The sequence below is a fragment of the Nocardia rhizosphaerihabitans genome, assembly GCF_014646295.1.
Lineage (GTDB): Bacteria > Actinomycetota > Actinomycetes > Mycobacteriales > Mycobacteriaceae > Nocardia > Nocardia rhizosphaerihabitans.
The window spans coordinates 286,141-301,612 of sequence record NZ_BMNE01000005.1; the positions used below are offsets into that span (position 1 = coordinate 286,141).

The window sequence follows — 15,472 nt, forward strand, 5'->3', positions numbered from 1 at the left end:
CTGGTGGGCTACGTCAGTGCCCGTGGCCGGGGGTGCCCTGGTCGGCCGGTGCAGGCGTGCTCGCCCCGGTGGCGTCCGGCTGGGCGACCCGCACCGTGAACTCGGCCGTGCGCACCACGCCCTGGTGCTGGAAGTCGAGGAACAGGCGGTAGTCGCCCGCGCTCGGCGCGTTCACCACGAAGTCGATGCCGGGACCGGCGGGGGTGACCCCGTCACCGGGCGCGCCCTCGGGATGAACGTGCAGGTAGGCGAGGTCGGCGGCGCGCAGTGCGACCAGGTGACCGTAGGCCCCGAGGTAGGGCTGCAGGTCGGTGACCGGCGCGCCGTTGCGGCTGACCGAGAGCGTGACCTTCGACGCCGCACCCGGGCTGACGGTGCCGTTCAGCGCGACCGTGTACTCGCCGACCTGCGCGGTGGCCGCCGGGGCAGGCAGCGCCTGCACGTCGTAGTTGCCCGCGACGCGCAGATCGGCGCCGAGGGTCAGGTTCGACCCGCCCGCCGGGGTGAAGTCGGCGAAGACCCGGTAGTCACCGGCCCTGCTCAGGTTCAGTGGAACAGACCAGGTCCCGGCCGGGTCCAGCACCGGATGCACGTGCTGGAAACCGGCCATGTCGCGCCGGACCACGATCAGGTGCAGGTCCTTGTCGTGGCTGGTCTCGTACTTGGTGACCGGGGCGCCGGTGGCGTCGAGGATGCGGAAGGCGACCGGCGTCTGCGCCGCGGTCGTGGTGTTCGGCTTGTCCAGTGCCAGCGTGTAGCCCTGATCGGTGACCAGCAGGCCACCGGGCAGATCGGCGGACGGTGCCGCGGCGGTCTCGTGCTCGCCGTGCCCGGCCGGTTCGGAAGGTTCCGGACCGACCAGGGCGCCTGCGGCCAGAGCGATCCCGAAGACCGCCGCGAGGCCGAGGGTGAAACCGGCGAACTTGCCTGTTGCGTTCATCGGGATGCTCCGTTTCGAGTTCAGTCTGCGAGCTGGAAACCGGCCGCGGTGACGGCGTCGGCGAGGGCGGTGCGGTCGGGTTCGGTGCCTTCGATGGTCACCGAGCCCGCGGCCAGGTCGACCTCGACACCGGTGACGCCGGGCAGGGCGCCGACCTTGTCGCGCACCTTGTTGGTGCAGCAACCGCAGGTCATGCCGGTGACGGTGACGGTGGTGCTCATGGTGGTGTTCTCCTCGTCGTCGATCTCAATCATTACCATACCCCCCTAGGGTACATTGTCAAACGGTCGCGTCGGCCGTCGCCGCGGCTGGGGTGCGCATGACCGCCGCGGTGATGCCCGCGCCGGCCAGGGCCAGCAGGCCCGCGCCGAGGAAGGCCGCCGAGTAGCCGTCGGTCAGTGCCGTGGCGTCGCCCAGTTCGCCCGCGCCGAATGCCGCGGCCACGGCTGTCATCGCGGCCAGGCCGAGCGCGGAACCGACCTGGTAGCTGACGTTGACGATGCCCGAGGCCAGGCCGCCCTCCTCCGGTCGCGCCGCCGAGATGGCGGTGCCGAGCGAGGGGATGAAGGCCAGCGACATACCGCCTGCGGCCACCAGGGAGGCGGGCAGCACGTCGACCCAGAAGTTGCCGGTGGGCCGAACCAGCGACATGATCCCGAGGCCGAGGCCGAGCACGATCAGACCGGTGACGATCATCGGCTTGGCGCCGAAACGCTGCATGGCCTTCGGAGCGAGCACCACCATGCCGAGCATGATCAGCGTGGTCATCGGCAGCAGTGCGGCGCCCGACGGGAACGCGCTGTAACCGAGCACCTGCTGCAGGTACAGATTCAGGAAGAACCACATCGGCACCCACGCGGCGGCCAGCGCGAACTGGGCGAAGTTGGCGGCGGCGAGATTCGGCGCGCGGAAGATGCTCAGCCGCATCAGCGGTTCACTGCGACGCGACTGGATGAAGACGAAACCGGCCAGCAACGCGGCGGCCAGCGCCAGCACGCCCCAGGTCTGGCCCGAAGCCCAGCCCGCCTCCGGCGCCTGCACGATGGCGTAGACCGCGGCGGCCAAACCGGCTGTCACAGTGACGGACCCGGCGATGTCGATCGAGCCCCTGCGTGCGGGCGCGGCGGGCATCAGCAGCGGAACGGCGATCAACGCGAGCACCGCGATCGGGATGTTGATGTAGAAAACCCAAGGCCAGCTGATGTATTCGGTGATCACGCCGCCGAGGAACACGCCCGCGGTACCACCGGCCGGAGCGGCAGCGCCGTAGACGGCGAGTGCCTTGGTGAGCTCCTGCGGCGAGCCGCCGAACAACATCATCAGCAGGGTGAGCGCCGACGGTGCGATCAATGCCGCGCCGGCGCCTTGGATCGCCCGGCCCGCGAGCTCGAGCCCGACATTGCCCGCGGCGCCCGCGATCACGGAGCCGACCGCGAGAACCAGCCAGCCCGCGCCGAATACCCGGCGCGCGCCGAGCAGGTCGGAGAGCCGGCCGCCGAGCAGGAGCAGGCCGCCGAAGGCGATCACATAGGCGTTGAACACCCAGGTCAGGTTGCCGGGGGTGAAGCCGAGTTCGGCCTGCATCTTGGGCAGCGCGATCCCGATGATCGAGGTGTCCATGATGACCATGAACTGCGCTGCGGCGATCACCGCCAGCGCCCACCACTTCCGGGTGGATTGCGATTGCTTAGTCACGACTTTCGTCCTTTCGAGCGGAGTGCGTCTCGTGCTCGGTACCATACCCCCCTATGGTATCAATCTGTCAAGCCTCCGGCGGGAAAGGATTCGGATAGACGAACGCCCGGCCTGCATCGTGGCGGGCCGGGCGTGTAGGGCTGTGCTGGATCAGGATTCGGGGCGATAGGTGATCAGTGCGACGGCGGGCGCGGACACCATCTGGACCGGTGCGCTCCCGTCGACGGAGATGTGCGCGAAGCCGCCTTCGATGGCGACGCGCACGTTGCGCACCGTCGACGTCGGCTGCCCGTCGGCATCGGTCAGGGTGTAGCCGGCGACCAATGCGACGGTGTCGGCGGCACGCCATTTCGGGGACATCACAGCCTCTTTCGTGGCGGTGGGGACGAGCGGAAAGTCCAGTTCAGGGCGTGCGACGTGGTTGAAGTAGTTCGACAGCACGTTCAACGCCACATGCCCGACGGCCTCGGCCAGCTCGCCGTCGCTGACGCCGCTGTTCCTGGCTGCGGCCAGCTGCTCGTCGCGCACCCGGCCGCCGGTACGCAGCACCTCGCGCGCGAAGCGCAGCACCCCTTCGGCATGCGGGTTGTCGGCGCCGGCCTCGCGCGTCGCCGCGATCGCCGCCGGTGTGAATCCCATCTTCGCCGCCCGCATCGTGTGCGCGGAGACGCAGTACTCGCAACCGTTGTCGCTCGCGATCAAGAGAGCCAGTTGCTCACGGGTCTTCGCGCCGAGCTTGCCCGCGGTCAGCGCGTCCCGCAGGCTCAGATACCCCCGTAGGGTTGCCGGACTGTTGGCCATCGCGGCATAGAGATTCGGCACCCGGCCCAGCTGACGCTGGACTTCGTCGAGTAGTTCGCCCTGTTCTGTATCGGCCGTGTCGATGGTGACGAGAGGAAGTCGGGACATGTGGAGCTCCAAGGTGGTTCGACGACGGTACTGATCGGTACCGAATTGGGACGGTACTGACCGGTTCCGAATTTGTCGAGCAATTCGGTACCGATCGTTTCCGTTCTGGTACCGTGAGCGCATGGCGACACAGGCCAAGCAGCGCTTGCTCACCACCGCGGAAGAGTTGTTCTACGCCGAGGGCATCCGTGCCGTCGGCATCGACCGGCTGCTCCAGGAGTCCGGCGTCGGCCGCGCCTCCTTCTACCGCCACTTCGCGAGCAAGGACGACCTCGTCGTCGCCGTCCTGGAAGACCGCGACCACCGCTGGCTCGACTGGCTGCGCACCTCGGTCGAATCCGTCGACGACTCCGCGGCCCGCCCGCTGGCCGTCTTCACCGCCCTCGCGGAACGTCTCGCCCGCAACGACTTCCGCGGCTGCGCCTTCATCAACACCATGATCGAAATGGCCGACCCCGCTTCCCCTGCCCACCAGGTAGCCGATCGCCACAAACGCCGCGTCATCACCTACCTCACCGAACTCCTCACCGCCGCAGATCAACCCGACCCGGACATCCTCGCCACCGAACTGGCCCTGCTCATCGACGGCGCCATTGTCACCGCCGTCCGTGAGAACTCCCCGGCCGCCGCCGACCGCGCGGCCGCCATCGCGGCCCGTCTGCTCGCCTGAGGCTCGGGACCCGGAGGGGCACCCGGTTGCGCAGTGTGTGTGCAGGCGGACGAGCCCCCGGCGGTGGCGCCGCCGGGGGCTTTCGCGTAGCTACTGCGCGTGCAGGTGACGCGCAGTCGGTGAGGTCGGCACCGTCGCTGGGTCGGGCGCGGTGCCGAGCAATCGGTCGGCCGTGCCGGAGGTCGTCACGGTGAACCAGTAGTGCTCGTTCTTGTAGTGGTGGTGGCGGTGGTTGCGCCAGATCGCCCGGTAGAGCGCGTGCTTGGGCTTGTAGTCGGTGTGGATGAGGTAGTGGGTCCACTCGTAGAGCAGGCCGAGGGTGGTGATCGTCAGCAGGAAGGTCAGGCCGAGGCCGAGGCGTGGGAACGCCAGCAGGCCGATGGCGACCAGCGCGACGATGGTGAGTGTCAGGGACTTGGGTGGGATGAACACCAAGGGGGTGTCGCGCGGATCCGTATGGTGCGCACGGTGTTTGCGTGCCAGCTCGCTGTCGATGGTGACCGGGCCGAGGTGGCGCGGACGCCAGTGCAGCACCGTCACGTGGATGATCCACTCGGTCACCGGGAAGGTGGCGACGACGATCAGGGGGACGAGAGCGTCGGTGAGCTGCCAGTCGCCGACGGCGATGCGGGCCACCAGCGCGGCAACGAAGACCGCGGCGATCATCCAGGGCGACGGATGCCGGACGAACTCCCGCGCCATCTCGCGCAGCGTCGCGCCGCGGCGGATCGCGCGGGGTGTATCGGCTTCGGTCGCGCGGCCGGGATGTCCCGCCGCGGTTGGGGTTTCCCCTGCCGGGGCGGTCTCGTGCGACGTCGTTGTCGGACGGTCTTTCATCATGGCGATTCCTCGGGTGGATCACGCCCCGTCGAGGGCGTGGATGAGAGCGGTGGTCGCCGGCCCGAGCAGTGCCCTGGCAGATTCGGCGGCCCGTTCCGGCTCGCCGGCGGCGATCGCGGCGGCCAGGTCTCGATACGCGCCACCATTGCCCACCTCGGCGGACATGATCGGCGCGAGCGCCGCCAGCGCGGGTTCATAGGCGGCGCGCAGCATGGAATACATCAGCCGGAACGCGATCGAATCGGCGAGATCGAGGACGTGATCCCAGAATTCGAGGGCGATCCGCTGCTGGGTGAGCGGGTCCGATTCGGCGACAAGGGAATCCACGGATTCGTGCAGCAGCGCCAACTCGCCGTCGATCTGGGCCTCCGCGCCACCGCGCGCCCTGACTCGCGCGGCCGCGAGTTCGGCGATCTTCGGACCGTTGTGCAGCCGCGCCTCGAGAATGCTGCGGGCCACCGCCGGGTCGATGGTGTCCCCCCGAAGCAGCAGCCGGGGCAACACTTCCAGCCCCGCGCTCCGCCGATAGTCGAGCACCGTGGTGGCCTCACCCTGCCGCACCGACACCAGCCCCGCCGCCGCGAGCCGCTGCAAAGCCTCCCGGACAGCAGGCCGCGAAACCCCCAGCGCCTCGGCCAACTGCCGCTCACTCGGCAACGTACTCCCCGCCGGCAACTCCCCGCCCAGCACCTCGGCGGCGATCTGCTCGAACACATCACCGGAAACCGAGCGCTTCACCACAGGAGTCCATGCCATACCTCGAGCATGCACCCAACAGGTCAAGAGGTCAAGTGGTCAGACCAGTTTCGGCGGAGAAGTCCAGTTCCGGGTGATCAAGTGTTGAGCCGGGTGTCAGCTCGGGTCGGAGCCGCGGATGGCGGAGAGCCAGGTGAAGGTGGCTGCGGTGACGGTGGTGGCGCCGACGAAGGCGCCGATGCCGCCGTTCATGACGTAGACCCAGAGGAGGCCGGCGAGGGGGGAACCTACGGCGGGCTGGATGTCGAGGATCAGGCGGCGGGGGATGCCGAACGCGGGTACCTCGGTGGGGCGGCTCGGGTTGTCGATCAGTTTTCCCGCGGGCTCGGTGCTGCGGACCCGGCCGGAGGGGTAGAAGCGGGTCTCGCCTGCGCGGATCGTGCGGCCGGTCAATTCCAGGTCGGTGGGAGTCAGCGCGGACAGGCTCGGTTCGTAGAAGACCGGCTGCCAGACCATCCGGTCACCACTGGTGATCTCCAGCCACGACCGGCTCACCAACCTGTGCTGCTGGCGCACGCGACGGCCACCCACCGTGCCGGTCGCCACGAGCCCGGTCGGGATGAGGCCGAAGGCGAGCCCCAGTTGGTAGGTGGTGAAGGCGAGGATCGCCAGGGTGACCGCGGCGAGCGCGCTCAGCTGATCGAGATCGGCGAACGGCACCCACGCGGCGATGACCGCGAGGGTGCCGGACGTGACGAGCAGCGGGTAGGTGAGCGCGCGCGCCGGGCCTGAATTGGTCACGGCTACTTGACGAAGCCGATCTTGGTGTAGTCGAGCGAAGCCAAGCCTGCGGCACCGTAGTTGGCGAGAGTGTCGCGCACCGCGACATTGCCGGGCGACTGCAGCAGCGGAATGGAATGGCCTTCCTCGAAGACCTTCCGGTCGACCTGGTTCGCCAGTTCGATCGCCTTGGCCGGGTCGAGCTCGGAAATCGTCTGCTCGATCAGCGCATTGAGTTCCGGCGAGCCGATGCGGCCGTAGTTGCCCTGCAGATCATCGGGGTAGTAGCCGTAGATCTGGGTCAGGCTGCTGAGCGGGAACGGATCGCCGACCCAGCTCCACTGTCCGACATCGAAATTGCCCGGCTGGATGTTCTCGGTGAAGAACCCCGCGCCCGGCTTGGTCTCGATGTTCAGCTTCACGCCGATCTGGGCGAGGTTCTGCTGGATGATCTGTGCGATCTGTACCCAGACGTCCTGGTTGTACATCACGTCGCGGATCTCGAGCTTGCGGCCGTCCTTCTCCCGGACGTCCCCGTTGAGCTTCCAACCGAGAGCATCGAGCTCTTGGGCGGCGGCGGTCGGATCGAAGCCGAGGCTGTTGTCCTGGTAGCCCTTCTGGCCGGCCAGGAAGACGTGGTTGTTGAGCGGCTTCGGGTCGGCGACCAGGCCGTTCTGAATGGCGTTGGCGATGCCCTGGCGGTCGATCGCCTTCGAGATGGCAACGCGCACACCCTGTTCAGCCAGGATCGAGCCGGGCGCGCCGTTGAATGTCAGGTGCGACCAGCTGTTGCCCGGTGCTCGGCGAATCGCGATTCCGGGAGTGCTGCGTGCGGTCTTCAGCTCGTCGCGGTTGGCGAGACCGACCGCGTCGATCTCGTTGTTCTGCAGCGCGGGCAGGGTGGCCTCACTGGACAGCACGCTGAAAGTGAAGGTGTCCAGCTTCGGGGTATCGCCCCACCACTTGGGGTTACGCGCGAGCACGACCCGGCCCTGCGCGCGGTCGACCGACTGGACGATGAACGGACCCGCCGACAGCCTCAGCGCGTCGACCTGACTCTTGTTGAACGCCTCGGCCGTCGAGGTGGCCGACTTGGGGAACAGGAACGAATTGCCCGCGAACTGGCCACGCCAATCCGCGTAGTGCTCCTTGAACGTGATGATGGCCTGCTTGTCGTCGACGCCACGCTCGACCTTCTCGACCCGATCGAAGCCGGAATTGTTGGCGATCAGATACGCCTTGTCGGCGCCACTGAGCGCTGTGGCCTGGGACTGGATGTCCTCCCAGGAGATCGGCGTGCCGTCGGACCACACCGCCTTGGGATTGATCGTGTACGTCACCTGCTGTGGGTCGGTCCCGGTCAGCTGGATGTCGGTGAAGAAGTCGGTGTTGACCGAGAGATTGGCCGCCGCATCAGTTTTGAACGCCCGCGGCATCGTCGGCCGTAGCAAAGCAGCTGTTTCGGCGTCGTTGCCGTCGTTGTGCAGCGCGTTCCAGTTCTGCGGCAGCGCGCTGATCGCCAGCCGCAGATTTCCGCCGTCGCGCAGCTCGCTGACATCCTTGGGATTGATGTCGCTGGTGGTACCGATCGCGGCGGAGCCGCCGGTTTCGGCATCCTCGTCCGAGGCACAGCCTGCAGCGATCACGCTGACGATGACCAGTGGTATTGCCAGACGGGTGGTCATTGAACGAATCCGCATGGTTCGCTCCTTTCCAGAGGTTCGCTGCACGAATGCGGCACGGTGGTAGCTACTTGACGAAGCCGACCTTGGTGTAGTCGTACGACGCCAGCCCCGGCGCACCGTAGTTCGCGAGGGTGTCCCGCACCGCGACCGTACCCGCGGACTGCACGATGGGCAGGGAGAAGCCTTCCTCGAAGATCATCCGGTCAGCCTTGTTGGCGAGCTCGATCGCCTTCTCCGGATCGAGCTCGGCGATCACTTCCTCGATCAGGGCATTCAGTTCGGGCGAGCCGATGCGGCCCTTGTTGCTCAGCGGGTTCGCCGGGTCGTAGGCGTAGATCTGCGGGAGCGCGCCGAGCGGGAAGATGCTCTTGGACCAGACGAACTGGGCGATGTCGAAATTGCCCGGGTCGATCACGTCGGTGAAAAGGCCGTTGCCGGGATAGGTCTCGATCTTCAGCTTCACGCCGATCGCCGCGAGGTTCTGCTGAGCGATCTGAGCTATCTGCGTCCAGGTGTCGGCCTGGTACATCACGTCGCGGATCTCGAGTTTGCGGCCGTCCTTCTCGCGGACATCACCGTTGAGCTTCCAGCCCAGCTCATCGAGCATGCGGGCGGCCGCGGCCGGGTCGTAGGAGACCGATTCGGCATTGTCCTGGTAGCCCTTCTGGCCGACGAGGAACAGGTGGTTGTTCAGCGGCTTCGGATCGGCGACGATGCCCTGCTGGGTCGCCGTGGCGATCGCCTGGCGGTCGATGCCCTTGGAGATCGCGATCCGCAGCTTCGGGTCTTCCAGGATCGAACCGGGCGCACCGTTGAAGGTGAAGTGCGAGTACCGGTTCGCGGGCGCACGCCGGACCTTGATACCCGGCGCACCCGTCGCCGTTGTCACCTCTTCGATACCGCTGAGGCCGGTGACGTCGAGTTCGTTGTTCTGCAACGCATTCAGTCGCGCTTCGTTGGCGAGGACGCTGTAGGTGACGGTCTCCAGCTTGGGGGCATCACCCCACCATTTGGGATTGCGGCTCAGCACGATCCGCTGCTGCGCACGGTCTACCGAGGTGATCATGAACGGTCCGGACGACAACGGCATGTCGTTGCGGTACATGTCCTCGAACGCCTGCGTGGACTCGGTCATCTGCCGCGGATACAGCGGGTTGAACAGGCCCTTCCATTCCGCGTAGTGCTCGGCGAAAGTGACGATCGCCTGTCGGTCGTCGACACCGCGTTCGACCTTGTCCACGCTGCTGTAGCCCTGGCTGGCGGCGATCTTGAAACCGTTGTCCCGGCCGCTCAGCGCATTGGCCTGTGCACGCAGGTCTTCCCAGGTGATGGGCGAACCGTCCGACCACACGGCCTTCGGGTTGATCGTGTAGACGATCTGCTGTGGGTTGGTATTGGTGAGTTGGACATCGGTGTAGTAGTTGTGATCGACCGTGAGATCGCCCGCGGCATCGGAATTGATCGACCCCGGCAGGGTCCAGCCGGTGATGTCGCTGACTTCGCCGTCGGAGTCGACATGGAGACTGTTGAATGTCGCGGGGAAACTGGTCAGTGCCAGGCGGAGATTGCCGCCGTCGCGCAAAGCGTCACGTTCCTGCGGGTTGATGTCGTTGATCGCACCGATCGAACTCGACCCCGACTCCACCGTGGTATCGGCCCCACAACCACCAAGAACCAACGTCAACGCGACGACAGGCGCCGCGACGCGGAAACCCGCCCGGCGCAGCCGGGAAGCATAAGTAGTAGCGGTCATTTCGTGAATCCGATCTTCGTGTAGTCGTACGATGCCAAGCCCGGCGAACCGATATTGGCGAGGGTGGTGCGGGCGCCGTAGCTGCCGTCGGACTGCATGAGCGGCAGGGAGTGGCCTTCCTCGAAGACCATGCGGTCCACCTGGTTGGCCAGGTCGATGGACTTCTGGGGGTCGAGTTCGGTGAGGGTGCGTTCGATGAGGGCGTTGAGTTCGGGGGAGCCGATGCGGCCGAAATTGCCCTGGAGGTCGTTGGGGTCGTAGTAGTAGATCTGGCGGAGGCTGGCGAGGGGGAACGGGTCGCCCTGGAAGGTGAATTGGGCGGCGTCGAAATCGCCGGGCTGGATGACGTCGGTGAAAAGGCCTGCGGCGGGTTTGGTGTCGATGGTCAGGGCGACGCCGATCGCGGCCAGGTTCTGCTGGATGATCTGGGCGATCTGGACCCAGGTCGGGTCGTTGTACATGACGTCGCGGATGGCGAGTTTGCGGCCGTCCTTCTCGCGGACATCACCGTTGAGCTTCCAGCCGAGTGCGTCGAGTTCCTGGGCGGCGGCGCTGGGATCGAAGCCGAGGCTGTTGTCCTGGTAGCCCTTCTGACCCTGCAGGAAGACGTGGTTGTTCAGCGGTTTGGGGTTCTCGACGAGGCCGTTCTGGATGGCGGAGACGATGCCCTGGCGGTCGATCGCCTTCGAGATCGCCACGCGCACAGCCGGATCGGCGAGGATCGAGCCTGGTGCCCCGTTGAAGGTGATGTGGCGCCAGCGGTTGCCGGGGGCGCGGCGGACGACCAGTCCTTCGGTGCCGCGCACGGTCTTCACGTCGTCGATGGTGGTGAGCAGTGCGAGGTCGAGTTCGTTGTTCTGCAGTGCCTGTACCCACGACGAGCGGTCGAGCACGCTGTAGGTGATGGTGTCGAGCACCGGCTTGTCGCCCCACCATTTGGGGTTGCGGCCCAGGGTGATCCGGCCCTGAGCGCGGTCGGTCCCCGTGATGACGAAGGGGCCCGCGGTGAGGCTGATCGCGTCGACGAGGCTGGTGTTGAACGCCTCGGGCGTGCTGGTCACCGACTTCGGATACAGGGAGCTGTTGCCCGCGAACTGGCCGCGCCAGTCGGCGAACGGGGTGGTGAAGGTGAGGATCGCCTGGCGGTCGTCGACGCCGCGCTCCACCTTCTCGACGAACTCGAAACCGTTGGTGATCGCGATCAGGTAGCGCTTGTCGCGGCCGCTGAGCGCGTTCGCCTGCGCGGCGATGTCCTCCCAGGTGATCGGTGAACCATCCGACCACACCGCTTTCGGGTTGATCGAGTAGGTGACTTGCATCGGATCGGTGCTGGTCAGCGCGATGTCGGTGAAGTAGTCGGTGTTCACGCTGAGCTGCCCGGCCGCGTCGATCTCGAACGAGCGCGGCATCATCGGCCGCAGGATGTCGGCGATCTCCCCCTCGTTGCCGTCGTTGGACAGCGTGTTCCAGTTCGCCGGATACGAGGTGGTGGCCAGTCGCAGATTCCCGCCCTCGCGCAGCGCCTCCAACCCCTGGGGATTGATATCGCTCGTAGTCCCGAGCGCATCGCTGAGACCGGTCGCCGACTCCTCGCCGGCCCCGCACCCCGCCACGATCATCCCGGCCGCCACCACCACGGCGGCGCAACGCAGCCGACCACGGCGGCGGGACTGCATTCCTCGGGATCTCATGGCGTGCCTCCTGGTGCTCAGCCGCTGACGACGGGTTCCGGGACTGCCGCGATCAGCGCGCGGGTGTACTCGTGCTGAGGATTCGCGAAGATCTGCTCGGCCGGGCCGGATTCGACGATCTTGCCGCGCAACATGACGGCGATGTCGTGGGCGAGATTGCGGACGACGGACAGGTCGTGCGACACGAACAGGTAGGACAGTCCACGCTCGGCTTGCAGGTCACGCAGCAGATTCAGCACGCCGGCCTGGATCGAGACGTCCAGCGAGGAGACGGGTTCGTCGAGGACGAGCAGCTGGGGGTCCAGGGCCAAGGCGCGGGCGATGCTGATGCGCTGTTTCTGGCCGCCGGAGAAGTCCGCGGGGTAGCGCTCGGCGTGTTCGGGGCGCAGGCCGACCTGGCGCAGCAGCTCCGGGACCCGGCGGTTGACCTCCTCGCGGGAGCGGCCGTCGATGCGCAGCGGTTCGGCGAGCGCGTCGAAGATCGGCAGGCGCGGGTCGAGGGAGCTGCTGGGGTCCTGAAAAACGATCTGCATCTTGCGGCGGATCTCGCGGGTGCGGTCCCTGGTGAGGCTCGCGACGTCGTTGCCGAGCACCTCGATGCTGCCCGACTGCGGGCGCACCAGGTCCATGATCTGGGACAGGGTCGTCGACTTGCCCGAACCCGATTCGCCGACCAGCGCCAGGGTGCGGCCCGCGCGCACGGCGAAACTGATGCCGTCGACGGCGCGCACTTCGCCGGTCCTGCGGCGCAGCAGCACGCCGGAGGTGAGCGTGAAGGTCTTCACCAGGTCGGTGACCCGCAGGACCACATCGGAATCGGTGACGTCGGGCTGCGCCGGTTCGGGGATCTCCTTGCGGTAGGCATCGAACAGCTGGGACGTGCCGACCTCGGCGGTGCGGATGCAGGCCGCCGAGTGCCGGGGCGCGACCTTCTCCAGCGGCGGTTCGGCGGCGGTGCAGTCGTCGATGGAGATCGGGCAGCGGGGCGCGAACGAGCAGCCACGCGGCAGATCGTGCATGGCGGGCGGCGTGCCGACGATCGGGATCAGCGGCAGGCGCGGCGGGCCGTCCATGCGCGGGATGGAACCGAGCAGGCCGACCGTGTACGGCATCCGTGGCGCTGTGAAAAGCTCGGCGACCGGCGCGGTTTCGACGACCTTGCCCGCGTACATGACCGCGACCCGGTCGGCGATCGTGGCCGCGATGCCCATGTCGTGGGTGATCATGATGACGCCGGCGCCGGTGATGTCGCGGGCCTTGCGCAGCAGGTCCAGGATCTGGCGCTGCACCGTCACGTCGAGCGCGGTGGTCGGCTCGTCGCAGATGATCAGCGCCGGATCGTTGGCGATGGCCATGGCGATCACCACGCGCTGGCGCATACCGCCGGAGAACTCGTGCGGGAACGCCCGCGAGCGCAGCCGCGCGTCGGGGATGCCGACGAGTTCGAGCAGCTCGATCGCGCGTTCGCCCGCTTCCTTGCGGCTCATCGAGCCGTGCGCGAGCAGCGCCTCCGCCACCTGGTCGCCCACCCGGTACACCGGGGTCAGCGCCGAGAGCGGGTCCTGGAAGACCATGCTGATCGAGGAGCCGCGCAGCTTCGACATCTGCTTGTCGCCGAGGCCGAGCAGCTCACGACCGCGCAGCCGGATCGAACCCTGTACGCGCGCCTGTTCGGGCAGCAGGCCGATCACGGCCAGCGAGGACACCGACTTGCCGGAACCGGACTCGCCGACGATCGCGAGCACCTCGCCGTCGGCGACGGTGTAGTTGACCCCGCGCACGGCGTCGACGCGGCCTTCCTCACCGGGGAAGGAAACCCGCAGGTCGGTTACCTCGAGCAGTGGTGCGGTGGACGTGGTCATCGCTTCTCGGCTTTCTTCAACTCCACCTGCGCCTCGTCCTTCTGCTCGGCGACCTCCTTGCGCGCCTTGCGGGCGCCGCGGGCGCCCGGGTCGAAGGCGTCACGCAGGCCGTCGCCGACGAGGTTGGCGCACAGCACGATCGTGATCAGCAGGCCACCGGCGAACAGGAACAGCCACGGGTAGGTCAGCGCGGACTTGGTGCCTGCGGCGATCAGCGACCCCAGCGACACATCGGGCGGCTGGACACCGAAACCCAGGAAGCTCAAACCTGTTTCGGCGCTGATCGCGGCGCCGACGGCCAGCGTGGTGTCGATGATCAGGATCGAGGCGATGTTCGGGATGATGTGGCTGAGGATGACCTTGTGCGTCGGCGCGCCCATATACCGTGCGGCGCGAATGAATTCGCGTTCCCGCAGGCTCAGGGTGAGACCACGGATGATGCGTGCGGAAATCATCCAGCCGAACACGCTGAGCAGCACGATCAGGATCACGATCGAACCAGAACCCTTGGTGCGCGGCGCGAACAGCGCGATGATGATGAAGGCGGGCACGACCAGGAGCAGGTCGACCAGCCACATGATGGCCCGATCGGTCCAGCCGCCGAGCAGCCCGGCCAGCGCGCCTGCGGTGGAGGCGATGATGCTGGAGAAGATCGCCACGCAGAAGCCGATGATCAGCGACTTCTGCAACCCGCGCATGGTCTGGGCGAGTACGTCCTGGCCGATCTGGGTGGTGCCGAACGGATGCTCGAGGCTCGGCGGCTTCAGCAGCGCCTTGTAGTCCATCTGCTGGTAGTCCCACGGCAGCAGCGGTGGCAGCGCGAAACTGACGATCACCAGCAGGAGCAGGATCACCGCGCCGACCACGGCGGGCTTGTTGCGCAGGAAGCGCCGCCAGACGAGCTTGCGGCGCCCGGCCGCGACCGCCTCGGGGGCGCCGACGACGATGAGTTCGGTTTCGGTCATGAGATACGCACCCTCGGGTCGAGCAGGGCCAGTACGACATCGGAGAGCAGACCCGACACCAGCACCACCAGCCCGGCGAAGGTGGCCACCGTGACGACGACATAGAGGTCCTGGGCGTTGACCCCGTCGATGAACCATTCGCCGACGCCGTGCCAGCCGAAGATTCGCTCGACGAACACCGCGCCGGTGATCAAGCCGCCGAGGCTGTAGGCGAACAGGGTGGCCATCGGGATCAGGGCGGTACGCAGGCCGTGCTTGTAGAGGGCGCGATTGCGCGAGAGGCCCTTCGCTCGCGCGGTGCGGATGAAATCGCTTTGCAGCACGTCGAGCATCGCGTTGCGCTGATAGCGGCTGTAGCCGGCCGCGGCGCCGAGCACCAGCACCAGCGTCGGCAGCACGAGATGCTGTGCGCGGTCGACGAATTGGTTCCACAGGCCGACGACCTGGGTGGCCGAGGTCTCGCCGGTGTAGAGGAAGATCTGCGTGCCGGTCGCCGTATTGACCTGCAGCGCACCGTATTTCAGCAAGGTCGCCAGCAAGAACACGGGCGTGGAGATGATCAGCAGGGAGAACACGGTCGTGAGATAGTCGCTGAACCTGTACTGCCGGATCGCGCCCGCCGCGCCGATCAGCACGCCGAGGATGGTGCCGATGACCGAGCCGAGGATCAGCAGCCGCAGGCTCACCGCCACCCGCCTGCCCAGTTCCTCGCTCACCGGCTGACCGGCCAGCGTCGTCCCGAAATCCCCTTGCACGACGCCGCCGAGCCAGGTGAGATAGCGCTGAGGGATCGGCTCGTCGAGGTGCAACTGCTCGGCTTTGGCATCGATCACCGACTGCGGCGGGCGCGGATTGCGCTGCTCGAGACTGTCGAGCGGGCGGAAGGTGAGCGAGGCCAGGCTGAACGTCAGGAACGAGGCCAGCAGCAATAGCACGACGTAGTTGAGCGCGCGCCGCAACAAGAAGCCGGTCATCAGTCCCCTCTG

The 15,472-nt window shown here is 67.2% G+C and carries 14 protein-coding genes; 1 reads left to right on the forward strand and 13 read right to left on the reverse strand.

What is annotated here, in order from left to right; translation table 11 throughout:
• Positions 1-13 precede the first annotated feature (13 nt).
• The 4 genes from IEY60_RS23085 to IEY60_RS23100 form a co-directional block, all read right to left on the reverse strand.
• Positions 14-940, reverse strand: coding sequence for a DUF8832 domain-containing protein (locus IEY60_RS23085; RefSeq protein WP_189032004.1), 927 nt, complete (start codon positions 938-940; stop codon positions 14-16).
• A gap of 20 nt (positions 941-960) precedes the next feature.
• The gene (locus IEY60_RS23090) at positions 961-1,200 is read right to left on the reverse strand and encodes a heavy-metal-associated domain-containing protein (RefSeq protein ID WP_229740050.1); all 240 of its coding nucleotides are present in this window, start codon (positions 1,198-1,200) and stop codon (positions 961-963) included.
• A 19-nt stretch (positions 1,201-1,219) separates the two neighbouring features.
• Positions 1,220-2,635, reverse strand: coding sequence for an MFS transporter (locus tag IEY60_RS23095; RefSeq protein WP_189032006.1), 1,416 nt, complete (start codon positions 2,633-2,635; stop codon positions 1,220-1,222).
• A 150-nt stretch (positions 2,636-2,785) separates the two neighbouring features.
• Positions 2,786-3,544 carry a carboxymuconolactone decarboxylase family protein gene (locus IEY60_RS23100; protein WP_189032017.1) on the reverse strand — a complete coding sequence of 253 codons (759 nt, stop codon included), beginning with the start codon at positions 3,542-3,544 and terminating at the stop codon, positions 2,786-2,788.
• Positions 3,545-3,665: 121 nt separating this feature from the next.
• On the opposite strand from IEY60_RS23100, the gene IEY60_RS23105 reads away from it, so the two are divergent.
• Entirely contained in the window at positions 3,666-4,214 is a 549-nt protein-coding gene (locus IEY60_RS23105) for a TetR/AcrR family transcriptional regulator (protein WP_189032019.1), read from the forward strand.
• Positions 4,215-4,304: 90 nt separating this feature from the next.
• Here the strand turns inward: IEY60_RS23105 and IEY60_RS23110 are convergent, their stop codons facing one another.
• The 9 genes from IEY60_RS23110 to IEY60_RS23150 form a co-directional block, all read right to left on the reverse strand.
• The gene (locus IEY60_RS23110) at positions 4,305-4,916 is read right to left on the reverse strand and encodes a sterol desaturase family protein (RefSeq protein WP_189032520.1); all 612 of its coding nucleotides are present in this window, start codon (positions 4,914-4,916) and stop codon (positions 4,305-4,307) included.
• A 156-nt stretch (positions 4,917-5,072) separates the two neighbouring features.
• A complete protein-coding gene (locus tag IEY60_RS23115; RefSeq protein WP_189032021.1) occupies positions 5,073-5,810 on the reverse strand; it encodes a FadR/GntR family transcriptional regulator in 738 nt (245 codons plus the stop codon).
• 96 nt (positions 5,811-5,906) lie between these two features.
• Positions 5,907-6,551 carry a hypothetical protein gene (locus tag IEY60_RS23120; RefSeq protein ID WP_189032023.1) on the reverse strand — a complete coding sequence of 215 codons (645 nt, stop codon included), beginning with the start codon at positions 6,549-6,551 and terminating at the stop codon, positions 5,907-5,909.
• A 2-nt stretch (positions 6,552-6,553) separates the two neighbouring features.
• Entirely contained in the window at positions 6,554-8,230 is a 1,677-nt protein-coding gene (locus tag IEY60_RS23125; RefSeq protein ID WP_189032025.1) for an ABC transporter family substrate-binding protein, read from the reverse strand.
• A 49-nt stretch (positions 8,231-8,279) separates the two neighbouring features.
• Entirely contained in the window at positions 8,280-9,968 is a 1,689-nt protein-coding gene (locus IEY60_RS23130) for an ABC transporter family substrate-binding protein (protein ID WP_189032026.1), read from the reverse strand.
• Positions 9,965-11,659: an ABC transporter family substrate-binding protein gene (locus IEY60_RS23135; RefSeq protein WP_229740051.1), complete on the reverse strand. Its 1,695-nt coding sequence runs from the start codon at positions 11,657-11,659 to the stop codon at positions 9,965-9,967. Before IEY60_RS23135 ends, IEY60_RS23130 begins: the two co-directional genes overlap by 4 nt.
• 17 nt (positions 11,660-11,676) lie before the next feature.
• Complete coding sequence (locus IEY60_RS23140; RefSeq protein ID WP_189032028.1) at positions 11,677-13,521, reverse strand: ABC transporter ATP-binding protein; 1,845 nt, start codon at positions 13,519-13,521, stop codon at positions 11,677-11,679.
• Positions 13,518-14,486 (reverse strand): ABC transporter permease subunit, encoded by a 969-nt coding sequence (locus tag IEY60_RS23145; protein WP_189032030.1) that lies wholly within the window; start codon positions 14,484-14,486, stop codon positions 13,518-13,520. The genes IEY60_RS23140 and IEY60_RS23145 overlap by 4 nt, the downstream gene beginning before the upstream one ends.
• Complete coding sequence (locus tag IEY60_RS23150) at positions 14,483-15,460, reverse strand: ABC transporter permease (protein ID WP_189032032.1); 978 nt, start codon at positions 15,458-15,460, stop codon at positions 14,483-14,485. The genes IEY60_RS23145 and IEY60_RS23150 overlap by 4 nt, the downstream gene beginning before the upstream one ends.
• Positions 15,461-15,472: the final 12 nt, after the last annotated feature.

Bases quoted from the DNA above. Each gene is read 5' to 3' on its own strand.
- IEY60_RS23085 (WP_189032004.1), bottom strand. From the start codon at position 940: ATGAACGCAACAGGCAAGTTCGCCGGTTTCACCCTCGGCCTCGCGGCG.
- IEY60_RS23090 (WP_229740050.1), bottom strand. From the start codon at position 1,200: ATGGTAATGATTGAGATCGACGACGAGGAGAACACCACCATGAGCACC.
- IEY60_RS23100 (WP_189032017.1), bottom strand. From the start codon at position 3,544: ATGTCCCGACTTCCTCTCGTCACCATCGACACGGCCGATACAGAACAG.
- IEY60_RS23105 (WP_189032019.1), top strand. From the start codon at position 3,666: ATGGCGACACAGGCCAAGCAGCGCTTGCTCACCACCGCGGAAGAGTTG.
- IEY60_RS23110 (WP_189032520.1), bottom strand. From the start codon at position 4,916: ATGGCGCGGGAGTTCGTCCGGCATCCGTCGCCCTGGATGATCGCCGCG.
- IEY60_RS23115 (WP_189032021.1), bottom strand. From the start codon at position 5,810: ATGGCATGGACTCCTGTGGTGAAGCGCTCGGTTTCCGGTGATGTGTTC.
- IEY60_RS23125 (WP_189032025.1), bottom strand. From the start codon at position 8,230: ATGCGGATTCGTTCAATGACCACCCGTCTGGCAATACCACTGGTCATC.
- IEY60_RS23130 (WP_189032026.1), bottom strand. From the start codon at position 9,968: ATGACCGCTACTACTTATGCTTCCCGGCTGCGCCGGGCGGGTTTCCGC.
- IEY60_RS23135 (WP_229740051.1), bottom strand. From the start codon at position 11,659: ATGAGATCCCGAGGAATGCAGTCCCGCCGCCGTGGTCGGCTGCGTTGC.
- IEY60_RS23140 (WP_189032028.1), bottom strand. From the start codon at position 13,521: ATGACCACGTCCACCGCACCACTGCTCGAGGTAACCGACCTGCGGGTT.
- IEY60_RS23145 (WP_189032030.1), bottom strand. From the start codon at position 14,486: ATGACCGAAACCGAACTCATCGTCGTCGGCGCCCCCGAGGCGGTCGCG.
- IEY60_RS23150 (WP_189032032.1), bottom strand. From the start codon at position 15,460: ATGACCGGCTTCTTGTTGCGGCGCGCGCTCAACTACGTCGTGCTATTG.